General features: G+C 63.9%; 23 protein-coding genes and 1 tRNA gene. 17 read left to right on the top strand and 7 right to left on the bottom strand.

The window, feature by feature from the left end; all coding sequences use genetic code 11:
- The first annotated feature begins 151 nt into the window (after positions 1 to 151).
- From V6E02_RS08290 to V6E02_RS08280, 3 genes are all read left to right on the top strand, one after another.
- A tRNA-Thr gene (locus V6E02_RS08290) sits at positions 152 to 227 on the top strand.
- Positions 228 to 309: 82 nt separating this feature from the next.
- Positions 310 to 744, top strand: a complete 435-nt coding sequence (locus tag V6E02_RS08285) for a CBS domain-containing protein (protein ID WP_347308317.1) — start codon at positions 310 to 312, stop codon at positions 742 to 744.
- Between the two features lie 161 nt (positions 745 to 905).
- Complete coding sequence (locus tag V6E02_RS08280) at positions 906 to 2,615, top strand: cyclic-di-GMP receptor FimW-related protein (RefSeq protein ID WP_347308316.1); 1,710 nt, start codon at positions 906 to 908, stop codon at positions 2,613 to 2,615.
- 1 nt (position 2,616) lies between these two features.
- Here the strand turns inward: V6E02_RS08280 and V6E02_RS08275 are convergent, their stop codons facing one another.
- From V6E02_RS08275 to yjgA, 5 genes are all read right to left on the bottom strand, one after another.
- Positions 2,617 to 3,285: an alpha/beta hydrolase gene (locus V6E02_RS08275; RefSeq protein WP_347308315.1), complete on the bottom strand. Its 669-nt coding sequence runs from the start codon at positions 3,283 to 3,285 to the stop codon at positions 2,617 to 2,619.
- A 37-nt stretch (positions 3,286 to 3,322) separates the two neighbouring features.
- Positions 3,323 to 4,957 carry a cyclic-di-GMP receptor FimW-related protein gene (locus V6E02_RS08270; RefSeq protein ID WP_347308314.1) on the bottom strand — a complete coding sequence of 545 codons (1,635 nt, stop codon included), beginning with the start codon at positions 4,955 to 4,957 and terminating at the stop codon, positions 3,323 to 3,325.
- A gap of 190 nt (positions 4,958 to 5,147) precedes the next feature.
- Positions 5,148 to 5,375: a hypothetical protein gene (locus tag V6E02_RS08265; protein WP_347308313.1), complete on the bottom strand. Its 228-nt coding sequence runs from the start codon at positions 5,373 to 5,375 to the stop codon at positions 5,148 to 5,150.
- A 40-nt stretch (positions 5,376 to 5,415) separates the two neighbouring features.
- Entirely contained in the window at positions 5,416 to 5,976 is a 561-nt protein-coding gene (gene mog / locus V6E02_RS08260) for a molybdopterin adenylyltransferase (RefSeq protein ID WP_347308312.1), read from the bottom strand.
- 193 nt (positions 5,977 to 6,169) lie between these two features.
- On the bottom strand, positions 6,170 to 6,763 hold the full coding sequence (gene yjgA / locus V6E02_RS08255) for a ribosome biogenesis factor YjgA (RefSeq protein WP_347308311.1): 594 nt from the start codon (positions 6,761 to 6,763) through the stop codon (positions 6,170 to 6,172).
- Between the two features lie 138 nt (positions 6,764 to 6,901).
- On the opposite strand from yjgA, the gene pmbA reads away from it, so the two are divergent.
- Both pmbA and V6E02_RS08245 read left to right on the top strand, forming a co-directional pair.
- Positions 6,902 to 8,251 (top strand): metalloprotease PmbA, encoded by a 1,350-nt coding sequence (gene pmbA / locus V6E02_RS08250; RefSeq protein ID WP_430626789.1) that lies wholly within the window; start codon positions 6,902 to 6,904, stop codon positions 8,249 to 8,251.
- Positions 8,252 to 8,316: 65 nt separating this feature from the next.
- The gene (locus V6E02_RS08245; protein ID WP_347308309.1) at positions 8,317 to 9,399 is read left to right on the top strand and encodes a TRAP transporter substrate-binding protein; all 1,083 of its coding nucleotides are present in this window, start codon (positions 8,317 to 8,319) and stop codon (positions 9,397 to 9,399) included.
- A gap of 4 nt (positions 9,400 to 9,403) precedes the next feature.
- On the opposite strand, the gene V6E02_RS08240 is transcribed toward V6E02_RS08245, so the two are convergent.
- Together V6E02_RS08240 and V6E02_RS08235 are read right to left on the bottom strand one after the other, a co-directional pair.
- Complete coding sequence (locus V6E02_RS08240; protein ID WP_347308322.1) at positions 9,404 to 10,783, bottom strand: TRAP transporter large permease; 1,380 nt, start codon at positions 10,781 to 10,783, stop codon at positions 9,404 to 9,406.
- A 26-nt stretch (positions 10,784 to 10,809) separates the two neighbouring features.
- The gene (locus tag V6E02_RS08235) at positions 10,810 to 11,379 is read right to left on the bottom strand and encodes a TRAP transporter small permease subunit (RefSeq protein WP_347308308.1); all 570 of its coding nucleotides are present in this window, start codon (positions 11,377 to 11,379) and stop codon (positions 10,810 to 10,812) included.
- Positions 11,380 to 11,420: 41 nt separating this feature from the next.
- Here V6E02_RS08235 and V6E02_RS08230 point away from each other — a divergent pair, with 41 nt between their 5' ends.
- The 12 genes from V6E02_RS08230 (at position 11,421) to V6E02_RS08175 (ending at position 20,716) form a co-directional block, all read left to right on the top strand.
- Positions 11,421 to 12,227 (top strand): ion channel, encoded by an 807-nt coding sequence (locus V6E02_RS08230; protein WP_347308307.1) that lies wholly within the window; start codon positions 11,421 to 11,423, stop codon positions 12,225 to 12,227.
- 40 nt (positions 12,228 to 12,267) lie between these two features.
- The gene (gene glyA, locus V6E02_RS08225) at positions 12,268 to 13,518 is read left to right on the top strand and encodes a serine hydroxymethyltransferase (protein WP_347308306.1); all 1,251 of its coding nucleotides are present in this window, start codon (positions 12,268 to 12,270) and stop codon (positions 13,516 to 13,518) included.
- A gap of 69 nt (positions 13,519 to 13,587) precedes the next feature.
- Entirely contained in the window at positions 13,588 to 14,061 is a 474-nt protein-coding gene (gene nrdR, locus V6E02_RS08220; RefSeq protein WP_347308305.1) for a transcriptional regulator NrdR, read from the top strand.
- 85 nt (positions 14,062 to 14,146) lie between these two features.
- A complete protein-coding gene (ribD, locus tag V6E02_RS08215; protein WP_347308304.1) occupies positions 14,147 to 15,247 on the top strand; it encodes a bifunctional diaminohydroxyphosphoribosylaminopyrimidine deaminase/5-amino-6-(5-phosphoribosylamino)uracil reductase RibD in 1,101 nt (366 codons plus the stop codon).
- A gap of 2 nt (positions 15,248 to 15,249) precedes the next feature.
- Positions 15,250 to 15,849: a riboflavin synthase gene (locus V6E02_RS08210; RefSeq protein ID WP_347308303.1), complete on the top strand. Its 600-nt coding sequence runs from the start codon at positions 15,250 to 15,252 to the stop codon at positions 15,847 to 15,849.
- A 72-nt stretch (positions 15,850 to 15,921) separates the two neighbouring features.
- Positions 15,922 to 17,040: a bifunctional 3,4-dihydroxy-2-butanone-4-phosphate synthase/GTP cyclohydrolase II gene (gene ribBA / locus V6E02_RS08205; RefSeq protein WP_347308302.1), complete on the top strand. Its 1,119-nt coding sequence runs from the start codon at positions 15,922 to 15,924 to the stop codon at positions 17,038 to 17,040.
- Between the two features lie 4 nt (positions 17,041 to 17,044).
- On the top strand, positions 17,045 to 17,515 hold the full coding sequence (ribH, locus tag V6E02_RS08200) for a 6,7-dimethyl-8-ribityllumazine synthase (protein WP_347308301.1): 471 nt from the start codon (positions 17,045 to 17,047) through the stop codon (positions 17,513 to 17,515).
- 43 nt (positions 17,516 to 17,558) lie between these two features.
- Positions 17,559 to 17,987 (top strand): transcription antitermination factor NusB, encoded by a 429-nt coding sequence (gene nusB / locus V6E02_RS08195; RefSeq protein WP_347308300.1) that lies wholly within the window; start codon positions 17,559 to 17,561, stop codon positions 17,985 to 17,987.
- A gap of 102 nt (positions 17,988 to 18,089) precedes the next feature.
- Positions 18,090 to 18,791 (top strand): alpha/beta hydrolase, encoded by a 702-nt coding sequence (locus V6E02_RS08190; protein ID WP_347308299.1) that lies wholly within the window; start codon positions 18,090 to 18,092, stop codon positions 18,789 to 18,791.
- A gap of 3 nt (positions 18,792 to 18,794) precedes the next feature.
- Complete coding sequence (gene thiL, locus V6E02_RS08185) at positions 18,795 to 19,751, top strand: thiamine-phosphate kinase (RefSeq protein WP_347308298.1); 957 nt, start codon at positions 18,795 to 18,797, stop codon at positions 19,749 to 19,751.
- Positions 19,735 to 20,226: a phosphatidylglycerophosphatase A family protein gene (locus tag V6E02_RS08180; RefSeq protein WP_347308297.1), complete on the top strand. Its 492-nt coding sequence runs from the start codon at positions 19,735 to 19,737 to the stop codon at positions 20,224 to 20,226. Before thiL ends, V6E02_RS08180 begins: the two co-directional genes overlap by 17 nt.
- Entirely contained in the window at positions 20,219 to 20,716 is a 498-nt protein-coding gene (locus V6E02_RS08175; protein ID WP_347308296.1) for a CinA family protein, read from the top strand. Before V6E02_RS08180 ends, V6E02_RS08175 begins: the two co-directional genes overlap by 8 nt.
- The last annotated feature ends 22 nt before the right edge of the window (positions 20,717 to 20,738 follow it).

The raw sequence follows: 20,738 nt of genomic DNA, 5'->3' as shown, positions 1-20,738 counted from the left end.
ATCTTCTACAACACCCAGCGCCCCCACCATCGACTCGGCCAACAAACCCCTCTATCCTTCCTCCTCCAACACCAACCTGAGTGCCAAAGGTGGTGGACTCATACACGCGTTTGCCTAAGCCCCGCGCCGAGGCCTATAATCCACCCTTTCCGCCGGTGTAGCTCAGCTGGTAGAGCAGCGCATTCGTAATGCGCGGGTCGGGAGTTCGAATCTCTTCACCGGCACCATTTCCTCCCCGCTTTGCCTTTGACAGGGCTTTCTCCCTTGCCTACACTCGGGCGCTAGGGTGGAGCCCGCGCGAGTCTTGCCGTGTTGATCAGTGAAATCCTGTCCCTCAAGGGCAATGAAATCGTCTCCGTCCCCCCCGACTGCACCGTGCAGGAGGCGGTGGCGCGCATGGTGGAGAAAGACATCAGTTCCGTCGTCGTGATGGAGGGTGGGACCATGGTGGGCCTGCTCACGGGGCGTGATCTGCTACGGGGCATGCACGAGCGGGGTTGCGATCTGGGGCGCCTTACGGTGAGCGAGGTGATGGTCACCGAGCCCATCATCGGCAATCCCGACGATACGGTGGACTATGTGCGCGGGGTGATGACCGAAAACCGCATCACCCATCTACCGGTGATGGAGGGCGAGCGTCTGCTGGGCATCATTTCCTTCCACGACGTGGCCCGGGCCTGCCTGTCCGAGGCCAAGCTGGAAAACCGTCTGCTCAAGCGCTACATCCGCCACTGGCCGGAATAGCCCTGTCGGATTTCCGACGGTCGGCCGGGGATGTGTCGCTCCGGCTGCCGCCTTGACAGGGTAACACTCTGATCCAACGCTATTTCTCTCGCGTTGCGGGGCGGTCCCCCCCGTGGCATGTTTCCTGCTTCGTTGTCGCTGATCCCTCCCCGGAGGATGTCGTGTTCGGTTTTTTTTCCTTCAAGCGCAAGCCCACCGACCCGCTGACGGACGTTCAGTCCGCCACCCGCTGGATGGAGACGCTGCCCTTGGGCAATCTCTATGCGGCGAATGAGGGGCTGGTGAAGGCCCTGCGTGAATACAACCAACACCAGCAAGCCCCAAGCAAGGACCGCATCGCGGCTCTGTTCACCCTAGACGAAGGTGCACAGGACATCTTGCGGGCTCTGCTTGGCCAATACCTGCTCAATCCGCGCATGTCGCGCGCCGTCGAGAGTCGGCTGTGGAATGCTGTGTTCGCCTATTACCAGGAGATCTTGCACGCTTACCACGCGCTGGTGATGGACTACGTGGGCAATCCCAGCGGCAGCAAGGTGAAGCCCTCTCTCGCGCTGATTGTCGCCCGCACCGTCCATTACATCGGCCTTGGTGCCAAGTGGTGCTATTTCCGCTATGAGCGGGTGGATCCCAAGTTGTGGAAGCGTCTCAACAAGCTCTATCACCTCGCGGAATACGAGGAGATTGAACGGGAACCCCTCAAGCTCTACGAAACCCACGACGAGCGTAGCACCAGCATCGCCGGGCGCTATTTACGCATCCTGATGCTGGACGCAATCAACAACGGCACGCTGTTGCCGCGCCAGCTTGATCTAGTGGATCAGTGGCTGGCGGATTTCACGCGCGAGCTGGTTTTGGAGAAGGAATTCAAACCCGAGCGACATACCTTCTACGTGGATCTGGCGGAGGCCCGGGGCGCACGACGGGTGCGGCGCGTGGAGGCCTCGGAGAGCAAACGCTACTGGGGGACCTTTGAGCTTAAGTCCCACATCGACGAGATTCGTGCCAAGCTCATGAAGGGCGAGGCACCGGCGCGGCTGGGGCTCACCGAGGACTGCAAATTGCCCGCTTGTCTCGAGCTTTTGGACAAGGTGGCGGCGCTCTGGTCCCCTACCGTGAAACGGACCCAGCGCGCCCACGAGCGCAGGCGGGTAATGCAGCAGATCGAGGTGGTGCGTGGCTTGGACATGATCTGTGCCAGTGTCAAGCTTAACAACGATCAGGTGCGTCTGGGCGGGGCGGGCGAGGGGCTGAGCTACGAGGAGATGTTGGACATGCATCTCTACGGCTTCGTCACCCAACGCACGCGCACCAAGCTTGCCGAGGCGCGCCAAGGCCGGCGGCCGCCGCTGCCGGAGTATGAGCGCTGGGTCGTGGAAAACGAAAGCGACGGGGGCTTCGGTGCCCTGATCGATGTGCAGCAAGATGATTGGATTCGTTTGGGAAAACTGCTGGGCGTGAAGCCGGAACGCCAGGGCCACTGGGTGGTGGCGGTGATTCGGCGGATGGTGCAAGTGAGCCCCAACCAATACGCGGTGGGCTTGCAGATTCTCTCCCAGCGTCCGGTGGCCCTGCTGCTTAGGGCGAGTCACGAGCAGCCCTCGGGCTATACCATCGATGGCGTGGACGCGGTGGATGTGGTGCTGCCCATCCCCGCCCTCTACCTCAAGGGCGAGCGGAAAGCCGGGCAGCCCGATAGTCTGATCCTGCCCAGCGCGGAATTCGCCAACGGTCGCCACCTATGGTTCAGCCTGCACGGCACGACCTATCAGATCGCGCTCAACCAGGCGCTGGAGCGCGGCGACGACTGGCTGCGCGTGAGCTTTCGCCTCGTGACCAAGGTGCCCGCAGCCGGCGAGGCCGTGCGCGGCTGATTCAGGCGAGCACTCGCCGCAGCCGGGCAGCGATGTCGGCGATTTCCGCGGCGCACACCGTGTGGGCCATGGCGTAAGTGTGCCACTCCACCGGATGGCCCAGCGTCTCGAGCTTTTGGCGGCTGGCCTCGGCCAACGCCAAAGGTACGATGCCGTCTTGCGTGCCGTGGGCCATGAAGATGGGCAGCGCTCGGTTGGCAGGCGTTGCTTCCGCAGGCAGCCTGGCTGCCAGCGGCAAATAGGTGGAAAGCGCCAGCACCCCAGCCAGACGCGCGGGGTGGCGGAGTGCTGTGAACAAGGCCACTGCGCCGCCCTGGGAAAATCCCGCCAGCACGATGTGATGCGGTGCGATGCCCCGTTCTTTCTCCCGTGCGATCAGCGCTTCCACTCGCTGACGCGAGTCACCTAGGCCGGTTTCGTCTTCCGGCGCGCCAGGCCCGATGGCGATGATGTCGTACCAGGCCGGCATCACGTAGCCGTTATTCCAGGTCACCGGCCTCATGGGCGCGTGGGGGAAGACGAAGCGCACATCCGGCAGGCCGCGCAAGTCAAGTTCCTGTGCGACGGGCAGGAAGTCATAGCCATCTGCGCCCAGGCCGTGCAGCCAGATCACGCTGGCGCTGGGATGCGGGCCGGTGCAGACCTCCAAGGGAGGGGGCGTGTCTTCCATGTGGGCGGTCTAAAGGCTGCCGTTACTCTGGCCGGTCTCAGGCGTGATGGCGCGCGAGCACCTCGAAGGTCACCCGTGCGTAGTCATCGCCCACGGCCAGTGCGTGCTGCAAGCGGATCGTATAGGCCTTGCCCTGGGCTTCCAGGCGCAGCAGCCGACCGGGCTCGTATTCCTGACGGGCGAGCAGCAGGCTGCGGGGCTGCTGGGCCTCGGGCAGCTCCATGAGGTAGATCCCGTCCGTGCGCAGCGGCGCGTGGCCGCCGTTGGGCAGTGTCAGCAGGTCCACCGGGATGGGCGTCTGGCTTAGGGTTTCGATGCCCACGTAGGTCTTGGCGGCGGGATTCTTATTGATGCGCCGTACCACGCCGATCAGGAAATGGCGCGCGCTGTCTGGCTTGAGCCCCACTAATGTGCCGATCTTGAGCGGCTGGGTGTTGCCATTCATGGTGGCGCCGCAGCCGGAAAGGCTTTCGTTTTCCATTACCCACTGCTCTAGATGGGGCTGAAACAGGTGCGGCTCGCTCTGGGTGGTGCCTTCCAAGGGCGTGCCGCCCACGGTATATCCGGTCACCTGATAGTCGATGAGCGGCCCGGTGGGGCGGCGCCGACGTTTCTTGGCGCCCGGCTTCAGTTGAGCGACGATGTCATGGAGGCCTTGCACCACGTGCACCACCTTCACCTGAGGGGTGCGCTCGTGTTTGCGCTCCACGTTCTTGCGCGACCAGCGGTTCTCCACCAACTCGATCAGATCCAGACACTGGGGCAATCGGCAGTCCTCGGTAAGGCCGATACGCGCCGGTACCTCGCCCGCCTTGAGCTGCTCCAGGGCTTTCTCGATTTGCACCAGCAGGAGGCCAACTCCGAAGTACCGGTATTTTTCCCCCAGCATGTTGCGCCGCAGGGCGCGCGCCGGTTTGGTGTCACCCAAGTTGACCGCGTAGAGCTGGCGGTGTGGACGGAATTCCTGTTCCAGCGCCACACTCTTGGCCCATTGGTAAAGCCAGCGATCCACCAAGTCGATCTGCCCCGGGAGCAGGCTATCCGGGCTGGCCAGCTGCAGGAGCTGGGCGTGCATGTATTGGGCGACACAGCTGGTTTCCAACTCCATATCCGGGAACGGCCTGTAGAGATTCTTCTCGAAGCCTTCCCGTTCTGCGAACAGGTAGAGCCGGTTGAGGTTGCGCCACACCGTGGCCTCCACGGGCAAGTAACGCAAATGCGCCCACTTCGCCTGCATGCCGTAGTAGTAGAGCCCACGCAGGGTGATCAGATGGATCTGCGGCCAGAGCTTGTTGATGGGTTCCTGCGCGAAACTACGAATGCAGATCTGATAAGCGTTTGCTATTTCCTCCCAGAAGCTGAGGATGGTGCCGAGATAGGCTTTTTCCGGCGCGTGGGGCAGATCGATCACCGCCAGATAGTCGCGGCAGAGCTGCGCCTGCAGCCCCCGTGCTTTCTCATCCAGATACATCACCACCCGGATGCGCTCCTTGAGCGACATCTTGCGGTTCTCGTTGAGGGAGGTGAGAGCCTTGACGATCTCGGTTTGCGCCTGGTGTACATCTGCCAGCGGCAGCTCCTGCACCCAGACCGTGGCGGACTTGAGGTTGCCCACTGGATCGTCGGAACGTTTGCGCAGGATGGCGTTGATCAGACCGCTGAAGTCGAACATGGGCGTGAACGTCGGAGCCGGGCGCGGTGAGGCCGCCTGAATTTTTTAACGGCCAAGGTTAGCGCATGCCAAAGGAATAGACAATAGGTGGGCCTGCCGCGCGGCGTGGTTGGGGGCAGCCAAGATCGAGTTCCGGAATCCGCAGTGCTGCGGGATGCAAGTATGAACGATGCGTCGGCCGCGGCAGTGCTCACAGCGCAAGGCTTAGCAGCCGCTGGGTGATGCCTGCTTCTTCGATTTCGCTGAAGGCGTAGGGGGAGAGGGATTTCTCGGTGCGGGCGAGCTCTGGGCGGCCGGCAAAGCGGGCGAGTCGAATGTTCAGACTGCGCTCGGCCAGTTCCTGGTCGGGCGCGTCTTCCAGGGCCAGGGGGCGCAGGCGGCCACAACCGTCCAGGGCAACAAGAGTTTCATGGCCCACGGTCGAGAAAACGGGAATGGCTAGCGTGCTGCTCGGGCTTTCATGGGGCCGGCGGCTTGGCGGACTTGGGACGGAAGGCCTTGATCACCTCTTCATGGGTGGTCACGTAAGGACCGCCAATGAGCTCGATGCAATAGGGCACGGCGGCGAAGATGCCATCCAGGGTTTCCTTGATGGCTTTGGGCTGGCCGGGCAAGTTGAGGATCAGGCAGCGGCCGCGGATCACGCCCACCTGGCGCGATAGGATGGCGGTGGGCACGTATTTCAGGCTCACCGCGCGCATCGCCTCGCCAAAGCCTGGCATGACGCGCTCTGCCACGGCGAGGGTGGCATCTGGCGTGACGTCGCGCGGAGCGGGTCCGGTGCCGCCGGTGGTGACCACCAGATGGCAGCCGTGGTGGTCCACCAGGTCGATCAGTGTCTGTTCGATGACGGCGCGCTCGTCTGGAATCAGGCGCGTGATGCTGCGCCAGGGCGAGGCGAGGGCGGCGCGGAACCATTCTTCGAGCGCGGGGATGCCGCGGTCTTCGTACACGCCTTGGCTTGCGCGGTCGCTGGTGCTCACAAGGCCGATGATCAATTCCTGGTTGGCTGCGGTCATATTGGTCGCTGTACTGGGGCACGTATGTTTAGAAGATGAAGCCGAGCTTGCCCATCATTGAGCTTTACGAAAGTGGTTGACAGGCTGCGTAAGTCAAACGTCATTCCCGGGGAATCCAGAGTATTCTCGGCCATTTTCCTGGGTCAACGCTTTCGCGGGGACGACACAAAAATGTCACCTACTTACGTAACGCTCAATAAAACTCGTCCATGGGCCGGTCAGCGCCGTTCGGCGCTGCCTCTGGGGCTTGTATTTGGCTGCGCAGGGCGCGGAACAGGGCGCGCGCGGCACGGGGCGGCTTACCCTGCTGCGCCTCGCGACGCGCGTTGCGGATCAGGGTGCGCAGGGCTTTGAGTTCCAAGCCCGGATGCTCGGCCGCTAGCCGCTCGAGGGCGGCATCGTCGGCGAGCAGCCGGTCGCGCCATTGCTCCAGCCGGTGATGGTGCGCGGTCTCGGCCGCGCTGCGACTGCGCCACGCCTCAAGCTGGGCGCGGATGGGCGTCGGATCCACTTGGCGCATGAGCCGGCCGATGTACTGCATCTGCCGGCGAATGGCTTCACGGCTGCACAGCCGCTTGGCGGTTTCGATGGCATCGAACAAGTTTTCGGGCAGCTTGAGTTTTGCGAGGTGCGAAGGCGGAAGGCGCGTGAGCGCCTCGCCCAGCGCCTGTAACGCCAGCATGTCTTGCTTGCGCCGTGTCTTGCTGACGAAGCGTGCCTGGTCTTCCCTGCTGTCCATCGAGGATGACGTAAGTGTGTGATAGCGCTGGGTCGCTTTTGCGGGCATGACCGTCTCCACCTAGCCTGTCACAGACTTTTGCAACTTTAACTATGGCTGGTAAAGGGCGCGCCTTCGCGGCGCCCAGACAAAGTTGCTATCATAACCGCTTTCGTGCTTATCCTTGCCAACTCACAGGAAACGAGCCTGCCCGTGGCCGAAACCGCGCGTTTTTCCCATTCCATCGACACCCTGAAACAAATCACCAAAGACATTCTCGCCCAGGCGGCCAAGGCGGGCGCCACGGGCTGCGAGGCGGAGGTCACCCAGGGCTTCGGCCAGAGCGTGACGGTGCGTCTGGGCGAAGTGGAGACCATCGAATACAACCGCGACAAGGGGCTGGGCGTGACGGTGTATTTCGGCCACAAGCGCGGCCATGCCAGCACCTCGGATTTTTCGCCCCAGGCCATTCGCGACACCGTGGACAAGGCGGTGACCATCGCCCGCTACACGGCGGAAGACCCATACGCGGGCTTGCCCGAGCTGGAGCTTTTGGCGCGGGAGGTGCCGGATCTCGATCTCTATCACCCCTGGGATCTCTCCGCGGATGATGCAGTTAAGCTGGCGCGCGCTTGCGAGGCAGCGGCGCTGGCGGTCGATCCGCGCATCAACAATTCCGAGGGGGCCACGGTCTCTACCCAGGAATCCGTGTTCGTGTTCGGCAATAGCTTGGGCTTTCTCGGCGGCTATCCGTCCTCGCGTCATGGCATTTCTTGCGCGGTGATCGCCGAGTCGGCCTCCGGCATGCAGCGCGATTATTGGTACACCAGCGCGCGCGACCGCGCCGATCTGGAGCCAGCCGAAGCCGTCGGCCGCCGCGCGGGGGAGCGTACCCTACGCCGCCTGGACGCGCGTAAGCCCAAGACCTGTCAGGTGCCGGTGATCTTCGAGGCGCCGGTGGCGACCGGCTTGATTGCCAGCTTCGTGTCGGCGGTGTCCGGCGGCAACCTCTATCGGGGCACATCCTTCCTGCGCGACAGCCTCGGGCAGCAGGTGTTCTCGCCCTTGGTGCGGATCGCCGAGCGCCCCCATCTGCCTAAGGGCCTCGCCAGCGCGCCATTCGACCACGAGGGCGTCGCCACCCACGACCGCGAGGTCGTCAAAGAGGGCGTGCTGCAGGGTTATTTCCTGTCCAGCTATTCTGCGCGCAAGCTGGGCCTGCGTTCTACCGGCAACGCAGGCGGCAATCACAACCTCATCGTCGCCGATACCGGCGTGGATTTCGCAGGCTTGCTCAAGCAGATGGGCACGGGTCTTTTGGTGACGGAGCTCCTCGGCCAGGGCGTGAATCCGGTGACAGGCGACTATTCCCGCGGCGCGGCGGGGTTCTGGGTGGAAAATGGCGAGATTCGCTACCCGGTGGAGGAAATCACCGTCGCCGGCAACCTCAAGGACATGTTCAAGGGCATTCTCGCCATCGGCAACGATCGCCTCGTGCGAGGCTCGCGCCAGTGTGGTTCCATTCTGATCGAACGGATGACGGTGGCGGGCGAATGAATCAAAGCGGTGACAGCAGCCAAAGACCTTGGCTTTCTTTCGCGACTGAACCCAGTGAGGCTCATATGGAGAGAAGAAGTTTCCTGAAGCGGGCTGGGGCGGGTGTGGCGGCAAGCGTGGTGGCCGCGCCGGTGCTGGCGGCAGGTGAGCCGGAAATCCGTTGGCGGCTTGCCTCCAGCTTCCCCCGCAGCCTGGATACCATCTACGGCGCCGCCGAACTGTTGGCCAAACGCGTGGCGGGGCTTACAGGTGGCAAGTTTCAGATCCGCGTGTTCGCCGCCAACGAGCTGGTGCCCGGACTGCAGGTGCTGGACGAAGTGGGACGCGGCACCGTGGAGTGTGGCCACACCGCCAGCTACTACTACGTGGGCAAGAACAAGGCCTTCGCCTTCGATACCGCCTTGCCCTTTGGTCTTACTGCTCGCCAACAGAACGCCTGGCTCTACTACGGCGGCGGACTGGCGCTCATGCGCGGCCTGTTTCGCGACCATGGCGTGATCAACTTTCCGGGTGGCAACACCGGCGTGCAGATGGCGGGCTGGTTCCGCAAGGAGATCCGGAGTGCGGCCGATCTCAAGGGCTTGAAAATGCGCATCCCGGGCATCGGCGGGGAGATCATGGCGCGCCTGGGCGTGGTGCCCCAGACGCTGGCCGGGCCTGACATCTACCCCGCGCTGGAGAAAGGTACCCTGGATGCCGCCGAATGGGTGGGTCCCTATGACGACGAGAAGCTGGGCTTCTACAAAGTGGCGAAGCACTACTACTACCCGGGCTGGTGGGAAGGCGGGCCGACCCTCTCCTTCCTGGTGAATCTCAAGGAATGGGAAAAACTGCCGGCAAGCTACCGAGAGGCCTTCGAGGTGGCGGCGGCGGAAGCCAATCTGCACATGCTCGCCGAGTACGATGCCAAGAATCCCGCCGCGCTGGCGCGCCTAATCAAGGCAGGCACCCAGTTGCACCCCTTCCCCAAGGATGTGATGAGCGCCGCGCTCGCCGCGGCCGAGCAGCTTTATGCCGAGGAGGCCGCGCGCAATCCGGTGTTCCGGCGCATCTTCGAATCCTGGCGCCGTTTCCGTTCCGATGAGTTCCAGTGGTTCCGCGTGGCGGAGCTCAGCTACGCCAACTTCGTGTTCAATGCGGTGAAGTAGTGCCCTATTCCGCGGGCAGCTCGATCCGCAACGGCGGCGCCTCTTCCCGCGCCGCCTGGTGGCTGCCCACCAGCTGCGGGAAGGCGATCACCAGCGTCACCATCACCAGCTGCATCAACACGAAGGGCACTGCGCCCCAGTAGATCTGCCCCGTGCTCACCCCATCCAGCCGCTGGCCTGTCACCTTGTCCAGATAGGCCTCGCGCGGCGCCACACTGCGCAGATAGAACAGGGCGAAGCCAAAGGGTGGATGCATGAACGATGTCTGCATGTTCAGCGCCAAAACCACCCCAAACCAGACGAGATCGATGCCCAGCTTCTCGGCCACTGGCGCCAAAAGCGGCACCAGGATGAAGGCGAGTTCGAAGAAGTCCAGGAAAAAGGCCAGGACGAACACCAGCACGTTGACGGCAATGAGAAACCCCAGTGCGCCGCCCGGTAGCGCGGTGAGCAGGCCTTCCACCCAGAGATCACCGTTGACGGCGCGGAACACTAGGCCGAACACGGTGGAGCCGATCAGGATGAACATCACGAAGGCCGAGAGCTTGGTGGTGGTGTCCAGTGCCTGCACGATCAGGGTGCGTTTCAATCGGCCCTTGACCGCGGCCAGTACCAGGGCGCCCACCGCACCCATGGCGCCCGCCTCGGTCGGCGTGGCTAGGCCGATGAAAATCGTCCCCAACACCAGGAACACCAGCACGAGGGGCGGCAAAAGGGCGCGCGCCACCCGTGCGGCCAGCGCTCCACCGGCAAGTGCACGTGCCGCGCGCGGCAAAGCGGGCGCCATGTTCGGCCGCAATAGGGCGATGAGCGCCACGTAGACGGCATACAGGCCGGTAAGCAGCAGGGCCGGAACCATTGCCCCCTGGTAGAGGTCGCTCACCGGCTGGCGGAGCTGGTCGGCGAGCACGATTAGCACCAGGCTCGGCGGAATGATTTGGGCCAGCGTGCCGGAGGCGGCGATCACGCCGGATGCCAGGCGGCGATCGTAGCCATAACGCAGCATGATGGGTAGGGCGATGAGCCCCATGGCGATCACCGAGGCGGCCACCACGCCGGTGGTCGCCGCCAGCAGCGCGCCGACGAAGATCACGGCGAAGGCCAGCCCGCCACGCACCGGGCCGAACAACTGGCCGATGGTATCGAGGAGATCCTCGGCCATGCCACTCTTTTCCAGGATCAGGCCCATGAAGGTGAAAAAGGGAATGGCCAGTAGCGTCTCATTCTGCATGATGCCGTAGATGCGGGCCGGCACGGCGCCCAGAAGCTCCACTCCGAAAAAGCCCTGCTGGATGCCGATGAGCGCGAACAGCAGGCCATTGGCGGCCAGGGCGAAGGCGACCGGATAGCCCATTAGCAGGAAGGCCACCAGCGCGGCGAACATGAGGGGCGCCAGTGTGTCGGCGCTGATCACTGTCCGTCCTCGCGCAGAATCATGTCCTCGCCCTGCGGCGAGTGGGATAGGACCGGTTCAGGCGCGCGACCCGCGAGGAAAGCGATGCGCTTGATCACCTCCGCTAAGCCTTGCAGCCAAAGCAGGCTGAAACCCAAGGGAATGAGCGCCTTGCCCGGCCAAAGCATGAGGCCGCCGGGATTGTTGGAGACTTCGCCACTTCGCCAGCTTTCCAGAAAGAAAGGCCAGGCATAAACCAGCACCAGGCTGGTGAAGGGCAGCACGAATAGCAGGCCCCCGATGATGTCCACCACCGCGCCGGCGCGGGGCGACAGCCGTCCCACCAGCACGTCGATGCGCACGTGTTCGTTCTTCTGCAGGGTGTAGGCGGCGGCCAATAGAAACACGGCGGCATATAGCGTCCATTGGATTTCCAACAGGGCGTTGGAGCTTACGCTCAGAAGCTTGCGGCTGAGCGCGTTACCGGCACTGATGAGCACGGTGAGCAGGATGAGCCACATGCTCGCGCGCCCGATGCGGGCATTGAGGCCATCGACGGCCCGGGCAAAGGCAAGCAGCGCATTCATGGTGGGGCATTATAAGGGCGAATATTGGTAACATGCAGGCCATGAAATTGCGCCAACTGGCTGGTATGGGCGGGGTACCGCCCCATGACAATCCTCGCGCCTATCTCTGGGAACGGCGCCTGCGCTGGGTAATGGTGAGCATCGCCTTGCTCGCCCTGCCTTCCTATTACCTGGAGACGGCCCATGCCACCGGCCCCTGGCACTGGCTAGGGCGTGGGCTCGATGCGCTGATCTTGTTCGCCTTCAGCGCGGAATTCCTGTGGCTTTTGCACTTGACGCGCCAGAAGCGGCTGTACGTGCTGCACAACTGGTTGGATTTACTCATTATCGGCGGCGCGTTCGTGAGCCTGTGGGAAGTCAGCCTCGAGTGGCTGCCGGTCGTGCGCCTGGCTCGCCTGGTGTATGTAACCTTGATATTCGCGCGGGTCCTAGCCGTGATGCGAACGTTGCTCGCGCCAGCTTCCGTGCCCTATCTTTTGGGTTGGGGCGTGTTGCTGTTCGGGCTGGCGGGCGCCGGTTTCTATTGGCTCGATCCGGGCGTGTCTTCGTTCTGGGAAGGCGTGTGGCTGGCCTTCGTGACTGGCAGCACCGTGGGATACGGCGACATCGTCCCCAGCACCGTAGGCTCGCGCATTCTTGCCATGCTGGTGGTGCTGGTGGGCTTTGCCATGCTGTCCTTGGTGACCGCGGCGTTTGCTGCCTTTTTCATTGGCGAGGACGAGAAGCGGCTGCGTCGCGAGATGCATCAGGACATTCGCGAGCTGCGCGCCGAGGTACGGGATCTCAAGGCTGAGCTCGAAAGGCTTGCGGCCCTGCTCGAATCCCTCTCCCGTCCATCCCGGCCGTGATAAAATAACAGCTTTTCTTCAAACACTTGAGACTTCATCCATGTTCAGCCCCGGGCACACCATTAAGGCCATCGATCCCGAATTGTGGGAGGCGATGGAAAAAGAACGCCAGCGTCAGGAAGACCACATCGAACTAATCGCCTCCGAGAACTACGCCAGCCCCGCGGTGCTGCAGGCCCAGGGGTCTGTGCTCACCAACAAGTATGCGGAAGGTTATCCCGGCAAGCGTTACTACGGAGGCTGCGAATGGGTGGACGTGGCCGAGCAGCTCGCCATCGACCGCGCCAAGGCTCTGTTCGGTGCGGAATACGCCAACGTCCAACCGCACTCCGGGTCGCAGGCCAATGCTGCGGTGTATTTCGCCATGCTAAAGCCCGGGGATACCCTGCTTGGCATGTCGCTTGCCCATGGCGGCCATCTCACCCACGGCGCGACGGTGAATTTCTCAGGCAAGATTTTCAAGTCCATCACCTATGGACTGCATCCGGAAACCGAGGTCATCGATTACGACGAAGTCGAGCGGCTGGCTTGCGAGCACAGGCCGAAGATGATCGTCGCCGGGGCTTCGGCCTATTCCCTGGTGATCGACTGGAAGCGCTTCCGCGAAATCGCCGATTCCGTGGGTGCGTATCTCTTCGTGGACATGGCCCACTACGCGGGTCTGGTAGCCGCGGGCGTCTATCCCAGCCCGGTGGGCATCGCCGATTTCGTCACCAGCACCACCCACAAGACCCTGCGTGGGCCGCGCGGCGGCATCATCCTTTCGCGCGCCGAGTTCGAGAAGCCGCTCAACTCCACCATTTTCCCAGGCATCCAGGGCGGGCCGCTGATGCACGTGATCGCGGCCAAGGCGGTAGCCTTCAAGGAAGCCATGAGCAGGGAGTTCAAGCACTACCAGGAGCAGGTGGTAGCCAACGCGCGGGTGATGGCCAAGGTGCTCACGGAACGGGGCTTACGCATCGTCTCCGGGCGCACCGATTCCCACATGTTCCTGGTGGACCTGCGTGCCAAGAATCTCACCGGCAAGGAGGCCGAAGCTGCCCTGGGCCGCGCCCACATCACGGTGAACAAAAATGCCATCCCCAACGACCCCCAGAAGCCCTTTGTCACCAGCGGCATTCGCATCGGCACGCCAGCCATGACCACGCGCGGCTTCCGCGAGATTGAAGCCGAGCATCTGGCCAATCTGATCGCTGACGTGCTGGAGGCACCCCACGACGAGACCGTGATCGCCCGCGTGGGCCAAGAGGCGCGCGCCCTGTGTGCGCGCTTCCCGGTGTACGAAAAGTGACGGAACCGGGCGTTAAGGGGCTTGCCATGCCAAAGCCGCCTCCGGCTCGCCGGTCCTTCGCGTGAAATCATGAAATGCCCCTTCTGCGGTTCCCTCGATACCCAAGTGATCGACTCCCGCGTGAGCGAGGAGGGGGATAGCATTCGCCGCCGGCGGCGCTGCGCGGCGTGCAACAAGCGTTTCACCACCTACGAGACCGCCGAGTTGCGCCTGCCCCAAGTGGTTAAGCAAAACGGCAGCCGCGAGGAATTCTCCAAGGAAAAACTGCGCACCAGTTTCATGCGCGCGCTACACAAGCGGCCGGTGCCCACCGAATACGTGGATGCAGCCATCGAACGCATCGTGCAGGAACTCCTCAGTCTGGGGCAGCGCGAGGTGGATGCGCGGCGTATCGGCGAGATGGTGATGGCCGAGCTCTACAAGCTAGACAAAGTGGCCTACATCCGGTTCGCTTCCGTTTATCGTAGCTTCGAGGACGTGGACGATTTCCGCGAGGTGCTCAAGGATTTGGGTTCGGCCGAGACCAAGAAGGGCAAGCGCTGAAGCCGCCCCACGCAAAATTCAAGGCACGCCACGGGAAAGCGGGTTTTCCGCGCAGGTTGCGTCTGTGCATGATGAGTGCTGTTCGATGTTTTCCGCTGCGGACCATGAATTCATGACCCGCGCCCTGCGCCTGGCGCAGCGCGGGCTTTACACCACCACGCCCAATCCGCGGGTGGGGTGTGTCGTGGTGCACCAAGGGGTGGTGGTGGGCGAGGGCTTTCATGAGCGCGCTGGCGACGCGCATGCCGAGACCCGGGCGCTCGCCCAGGCCGGCAGTCGCGCGCAAGGCGCGACCGTGTACGTGACCTTGGAGCCTTGTGCCCATCACGGTCGCACGCCACCCTGCGCCGACGCCTTGGTGAGCGCCGGCGTGGCGCGTGTAGTGGTGGCGATGGAGGACCCGAACCCGCTGGTGGCGGGGCGTGGCCTTGCCCGTCTGCGCGCGGCGGGCATCCAGGTGGACACGGGGCTTTTGGCCACCGAGGCGCGGGAGCTCAACATTGGCTTCGTCGCTCGCATGAGCCGCGGCCGGCCGTGGGTGCGGGTGAAAAGCGCCGCCAGTCTCGATGGGCGCACGGCGCTCGCCAATGGCGTTTCCCAATGGATCACCGGGGAGGCGGCGCGCCGCGATGTGCAGCACTGGCGGGCGCGGGCCTGCGCCATCCTCACGGGTTCCGGCACGGTGCTTGCGGACGATCCGCGCCTTGACGTGCGCGAGATCGCCACCCCGCGCCAGCCACGCCGCATCGTGGTGGACAGCTATCTCAGCATCCCTGTGACAGCACGCATTTTCAAGCAGGGCGAGACCGTGGTCGTCACCGCAAGCGATGACACGGGGGCCCTGAACGCCTTGCGTGAGGCCGGTGTGACGGTGGTGGAGATGGGACGGCCCGGTGGGCAAGTGGATCTGGTTCGCCTGATGGCGTGGCTAGCGGAGCAGGGCGTGAACGAGCTTATGGTGGAGGCGGGCGCCACGCTCAATGGTGCCCTCCTGGAGGCCGGGTTGATCGATGAACTTTTGCTCTACCTCGCGCCCTGCCTCCTGGGTAGTACGGCGCGCGGCCTGTTCGTGTTGCCCGAATTCACCACCATGGCGCAGCGTATCACCCTCGACATCCGCGACGTGCGAGCCGTGGGGCGTGATTGGCGCGTGCTTGCTCGCGTGTTGCCAGCGAAGGAGGCGTAATCGTGTTTACCGGTATCGTGCAGGCCGTGGGCCGCGTCGTCGCGGCGGAACCGCTGGGTGATGGGTTGCGGCTCACCATCGAGGCTGGCGCGCTTGATCTCTCCGACATCGCCCTCGGCGACAGCATTGCGGCCAATGGCGTGTGCCTGACCGTGGTGGCGCGTGAGGGCAGCCGCTATTGGGTCGATGTGTCGGGGGAGACGCTGCGTTGCACCACGGGTTTTCGTGTCGGTCAGGCGCTCAATCTGGAGAAGGCGCTGCGCCTTTCGGACCGCTTGGGCGGCCATTTGGTCTCGGGCCACGTGGATGGCGTGGGCGTGGTGACCCGCTTCGAGCCGGTGGGTGGTTCCCACCTCATGGAGGTGGCGGCACCTCCGACGCTTGCCCGTTATATTGCCGTTAAGGGTTCCATCACCGTGGACGGCGTGAGTCTCACCGTGAACCAGGTGGAGGGTGAACGCTTCAGGGTGAACGTGATCCCGCACACCTTGGCGGTGACCACTTTCGGAGGTCTCGCGCCTAAGACTCGAGTGAACCTGGAGGTGGATCTGCTCGCGCGCTACGTGGAGCGCCTGTTGAGCTACCGCGAGTCAGTCGCATGAACTGGGGGGCGTAGAGCGCCTCTCTTGCCTGAATAAAATGCGATAATCAGTGCCCCAAACGGAAAGGCAGCCATGCCCATCAGCCCCATCGAAGAAATCATCGCCGATATCGCCGCCGGCAAGATGGTCATCCTCGTGGACGAGGAAGACCGGGAAAACGAGGGCGACCTGGTGATGGCGGCGGAACACATCACGCCCGAGGACATCAACTTCATGGCCAAGTACGGTCGTGGGTTGATTTGTTTGACCCTCACCGATGCCCGTTGCCGCCAGCTCGGACTGCGCCAGATGGTAGAGGACAACCAGACACCCCACGGCACGGCCTTCACGGTTTCCATCGAGGCCGCGCGCGGCGTGACCACGGGTATTTCCGCGGCGGATCGCGCCACGACCATCCGTGCCGCCGTGGCGCGTGATGCTAAGCCTAGCGACATCGTGCAACCCGGCCACGTGTTTCCCCTGCGTGCCCAGCCCGGGGGTGTATTGGTGCGCGCCGGCCATACCGAGGCCGGCTGCGATCTGGCGCAGCTTGCGGGCTTGGAGCCAGCGGCCGTGATCTGCGAAATCCTCAAGGACGACGGCACCATGGCGCGCCTGCCGGACCTGGAGTTGTTCGCGCAGGAACACGGCCTAAAGATCGGCACCATAGCCGATCTCATCCACTATCGTTCCAAGACCGAGCGCCTGGTGGAGCGGGTGGCCGAACGCAAGGTGGAGACCATCTACGGGGAATTCGATCTGCTCGCCTACCGCGACCAGACCTCAGGGGAGATCCATCTAGCCATGGTCAAGGGACCGCTACTGCCAGAGGAAGAGACGCTGGTGCGCGTGCACGAGCCTTTGTCGGTGATCGATTTTCTGGACGATGCGGACAATGCCCATTCCTGGGGTATCCATCAGGCCATGAAGACCTTGGCCGAGGCCACGGCCGGCGTGATGATCCTGTTTCGGCGACCGGAAACCAACGAGGCGCTGCTCGCGCGCATCGCCCACGCCGTGCACAAGCCGGCAGGCAAGGTGGATCTGCGCGACTACGGCATCGGCGCCCAGATTCTGAAGGATCTCGGCGTGCGCAAGATGCGGCTTTTGGCGGCGCCGCGCCGCATGCCCAGTCTGGAAGGCTTCGATCTGGAAGTCACGGGCTACATCCTGCCGCCTGACGTGGTGGAACCCAACCAGCTGGAGGAGTGAGGGCATGGTCCAGAAATACGACAACATCACCGAAATCGAGCGCGATCTCAACGGCGCCGGCCTCAAGATCGGCATCGTCATGGCCCGCTTCAACATCGACGTGGGCGAAGGCCTGCTGGGCGCCTGCGCGGCGGAACTACGTAAGCTCGGCGTGCGTGACGAGGACAGCACCTTGGTGACGGTGCCGGGGGCGCTGGAAGTGCCATTGGCACTGCAGGCCATGGCCCAGAGTGGTAAGTTCGATGCGCTCATCGCCCTGGGTGCCGTGATCCGTGGCGAAACCTATCATTTCGAGCTGGTGGCCAACGAATCTGGCGGTGGCATCACCCAGGTGCAGCTGGACACCGGCATCCCCATTGCCAATGGCATCCTCACCACCGACACCGACGATCAGGCACTGGCGCGCATGGAAGAAAAAGGCCGCGAGTGCGCGCGGGTGGCGGTGGAGATGGCCAACCTCCTGAAAAAGATCTGACGCGCGGCGTGCGTGCGCCGTGGCGGGATCGGTGAAAAACAGCATGAAGAAAAGCCGGCGCAACGCGCGCGAGTTCGCGCTCAAAGCCCTCTACCAATGGCAGCTCAGCGGCAATGCCGAGGCGGACATCGCACGCCATATGCGCGAGGAAGAAGGCTTCGCAACCGCAGACGAGGACTATTTTCAAACTTTACTCGCTGGCGTGACTTCCCAGGCCGAGGCGCTCGACGCGTTGCTCGCGCCCCATCTGGATCGGCCCGTGAGCCAACTCAGCCCCATCGAGCACGCCATCTTGCAAATCGGCGCCTACGAGGCCCTGCACTGTCTGGATGTGCCCTATCGCGTGGTGATCAACGAGGCGGTGGAGTTGGCCAAGGCCTACGGCGGCACTGAAGGGCACAAATACGTGAATGGCGTGCTGGACAAGCTGATGCCGCAAGCGCGGCCGGCGGAAGTCAAAAAGAAAGCCTAGCGAAGCAAGTTTTTCATGAGGCGATCCGTGAAAACGTTTTTGGTCCTCCTGCTTTTCTCTTTTGTTGCCGTGTCTGCGTGGGCTGAAACGACCCCGCGCGTCGTGGATATCCCGACCCGCCCCGGTGTGACTCAGCGCTTTCTGTTGCTGACCCCGCCCGAGGCGAAAGCGGCAGTGATTCTGTTTGCCGGCGGCCATGGGGGACTCGATATCCAGGATGATGGCCGTTTTGGCTGGGGCGGCGGTAATTTCCTGGTCAGGAGCCGTGACCTGTTCGCGCAGCAGGGACTGGTGGTCGCGGTCATCGACAAGCCCTCGGACCTGGCTGGTTTGAGCGGCCAGCGCCAGACTGCCCAGCACGTGGCAGACGTGCGGGCGGTCATGCGCTGGCTGCGCGCGCAATATCAGCTGCCGGTCTGGCTGGTGGGCACCAGTCGGGGCACCCAGTCTGCGGCCTACGTGGCGACCGCCCTGGCCGGTGACGCCGACAGCCCGGACGGGCTCGTGCTCACCTCCACCATTCTCACCGATTCCAAGGACCGCCCGGTGCCGGCCATGGCGCTGGACCGCCTTGCCCTGCCCGTGCTGGTGGTACATCACGAAAAGGATGGCTGCGAGCACTGCAGGCCATCCGAGCTTGCGGCCCTGATGGACAAGCTGCCCGGCACCCTTCGCAAGGATCTGGTCATGTTCAGCGGCGGCGTGACTCGCGGCGATCCGTGTGGCGCCTATGCCTACCACGGCTTCAACGGCATCGAGCAGGACGTGGTGGGCCGCATCGGCGCCTGGATCGTTTCGCGCTAGCGCATGCCCTCCGAATTCGAGCTGATCGCCCGCTACTTCACCCGCCCTGCCAGGCGCACGGTGTTGGGTGTGGGTGACGATGCCGCCCTGGTGCGCGTGGGCGCGGGCAAGGAACTGGTAGCGGCGGCGGACATGTTGGTTGTGGGGCGGCACTTTTTCCCGGATGACGACCCCGAATCCCTGGGCCACAAGGCCCTGGCGGTGAATCTCTCCGATTTCGCGGCCATGGGAGCCGTGCCGCGTTGGGCGTTGTTGTCCATCGCCCTGCCGGAGGTCGATGAGGCCTGGCTGGCTGCCTTCACGCGCGGCTTGTTTGCCCTGGCCGATGCCCATGGCGTGGCATTGATTGGCGGCGATACCACCCGCGGGCCGCTCACCTTTGCTTTCACCGTGCTGGGGGAGATCGAGCGTGGAGCGGCGTTACGCCGTAGCGGCGCCCGCGTCGGAGATGAGGTCTGGGTTTCGGGCACCTTGGGCGATGCAGCCTTGGCGCTCGCGGCGCTCAACCGGGCCGTGCCCCTATCGCCGGGGGAGCTGGCGCAACTTTTGCCGCGCCTACATCGCCCCGTGCCGCGCCTGGCTTTGGGGCGTCGGCTGGTGGGGGTTGCCCATGCCGCTATCGACATCTCGGATGGCCTGCTCGCCGATCTGGGCCATGTGCTGGAAGCCTCCGGCGTGGGCGCCGAGATCCAGCTCACCGCCTTGCCGGTGTCACCGGTGCTGGCGGCCTGGCAGACGCACGCGGTGGCCCGGCGCGCCCTGTTGGCAGGGGGGGACGACTACGAGTTGTGTTTCACCGCCCCGCGTTCGGCGCATGAGGCCATTGTCCGGCTCGGCCGCCGCCTGGGCGTGCCGGTCACGGCCATTGGCTGCATCACCCGCGCCCCCGGCCTGGTTGTGCTGGATGGCCAGGGCCGGCCCGTTGACTGCGAGGAAAAAGGCTTTGACCACTTCGCCTGATCTACGCTACGTGCTGGGCCATCCTTTGCGCTTCATTGCCTTCGGCTTTGGCAGCGGTTTGTCCCCCGTTGCGCCCGGGACCGTGGGGACCCTGGTGGGCTTTCCCCTGTTCTGGCTGATTCTGCAGGCAAGCCCCACGCCGCCGGTTTTCTTTGGGCTGCTGGCGAGTTTGTTCCTGCTGGGGGTCGTGGCCTGCGCGCGGGTGGGGCGGGAGGTAGGCGTGGCCGACTACGGCGGCATCGTCTGGGACGAGGTGATCGCTTTTCTCCTCATCCTGTGGTTTACGCCCTTCAGCGTGGCCGGCTGGACCATCGCCTTCTTCGTCTTTCGCGTCTTCGACGTGTGGAAGCCTTTCCCCATTCGCTACTTCGATCAACGGTTCAAGAACGGCTTCGGCGTGATGTTCGACGATCTCTTGGCAGCGATCTACAGTGTGATCACGATCAAGGTGTTGTTCGGGGTGCTTTATGGATGAGCTGGAAACCATGGCCGCCTGCCTGGGGGCGGCGCTCAAGGCGCGCGGTTGGTGGCTGGTGACGGCCGAGTCCTGCACCGGCGGCTGGGTGGGTCAGGTGGTGACCTCGGTGCCGGGCAGCTCCCAGTGGTACGACCGGGGCTTCATCACCTACACCAACGTTTCCAAGCAAGAGATGCTGGGCGTGGCGGCAGAGACCTTGGCGCACCATGGCGCCGTCTCGGAGGCCACGGTGAGGGAAATGGCCGAAGGGGCGCTGGCGCGCAGCCGCGCGGATGTGGGGGTGGCGATCAGCGGCATCGCCGGGCCGGGCGGCGCGACGCCGGGCAAACCTGTGGGTACCGTTTGCATGGCGTGGACCACCCGCTCAGGCGCGTGCGAGGTACGTACCTTCCATTTCGCCGGCGACCGCGCCGCGGTGCGTCGGCAGGCCGTGGCGGCGGCCCTGGAGGGTGTGCTGGCACTTGCCAGCGCTCCCGCGTCTGCCTGATTCCGGCGTGGGCTTTCCCGTG

Origin of the sequence: Thiobacter sp. AK1 (genome assembly GCF_039822265.1) — a bacterium.
GTDB lineage: Bacteria > Pseudomonadota > Gammaproteobacteria > Burkholderiales > Thiobacteraceae > Thiobacter > Thiobacter aerophilum.
Note: the sequence above shows the minus strand (reverse complement) of the source record. Positions and strands in the feature narration are given on the sequence as shown.

Coding starts and splice junctions, on each gene's coding strand:
- V6E02_RS08235 (WP_347308308.1), bottom strand. CDS start 11,379: ATGAATGCGCTGCTTGCCTTTGCCCGGGCCGTCGATGGCCTCAATGCC.
- V6E02_RS08175 (WP_347308296.1), top strand. CDS start 20,219: ATGGATGAGCTGGAAACCATGGCCGCCTGCCTGGGGGCGGCGCTCAAG.
- V6E02_RS08230 (WP_347308307.1), top strand. CDS start 11,421: ATGAAATTGCGCCAACTGGCTGGTATGGGCGGGGTACCGCCCCATGAC.
- yjgA (WP_347308311.1), bottom strand. CDS start 6,763: ATGCCCGCAAAAGCGACCCAGCGCTATCACACACTTACGTCATCCTCG.
- ribH (WP_347308301.1), top strand. CDS start 17,045: ATGGTCCAGAAATACGACAACATCACCGAAATCGAGCGCGATCTCAAC.
- glyA (WP_347308306.1), top strand. CDS start 12,268: ATGTTCAGCCCCGGGCACACCATTAAGGCCATCGATCCCGAATTGTGG.
- V6E02_RS08240 (WP_347308322.1), bottom strand. CDS start 10,783: ATGTTCGCCGCGCTGGTGGCCTTCCTGCTAATGGGCTATCCGGTCGCC.
- ribD (WP_347308304.1), top strand. CDS start 14,147: ATGTTTTCCGCTGCGGACCATGAATTCATGACCCGCGCCCTGCGCCTG.
- V6E02_RS08245 (WP_347308309.1), top strand. CDS start 8,317: ATGGAGAGAAGAAGTTTCCTGAAGCGGGCTGGGGCGGGTGTGGCGGCA.
- mog (WP_347308312.1), bottom strand. CDS start 5,976: ATGACCGCAGCCAACCAGGAATTGATCATCGGCCTTGTGAGCACCAGC.
- V6E02_RS08270 (WP_347308314.1), bottom strand. CDS start 4,957: ATGTTCGACTTCAGCGGTCTGATCAACGCCATCCTGCGCAAACGTTCC.
- nusB (WP_347308300.1), top strand. CDS start 17,559: ATGAAGAAAAGCCGGCGCAACGCGCGCGAGTTCGCGCTCAAAGCCCTC.
- V6E02_RS08275 (WP_347308315.1), bottom strand. CDS start 3,285: ATGGAAGACACGCCCCCTCCCTTGGAGGTCTGCACCGGCCCGCATCCC.
- thiL (WP_347308298.1), top strand. CDS start 18,795: ATGCCCTCCGAATTCGAGCTGATCGCCCGCTACTTCACCCGCCCTGCC.
- nrdR (WP_347308305.1), top strand. CDS start 13,588: ATGAAATGCCCCTTCTGCGGTTCCCTCGATACCCAAGTGATCGACTCC.
- ribBA (WP_347308302.1), top strand. CDS start 15,922: ATGCCCATCAGCCCCATCGAAGAAATCATCGCCGATATCGCCGCCGGC.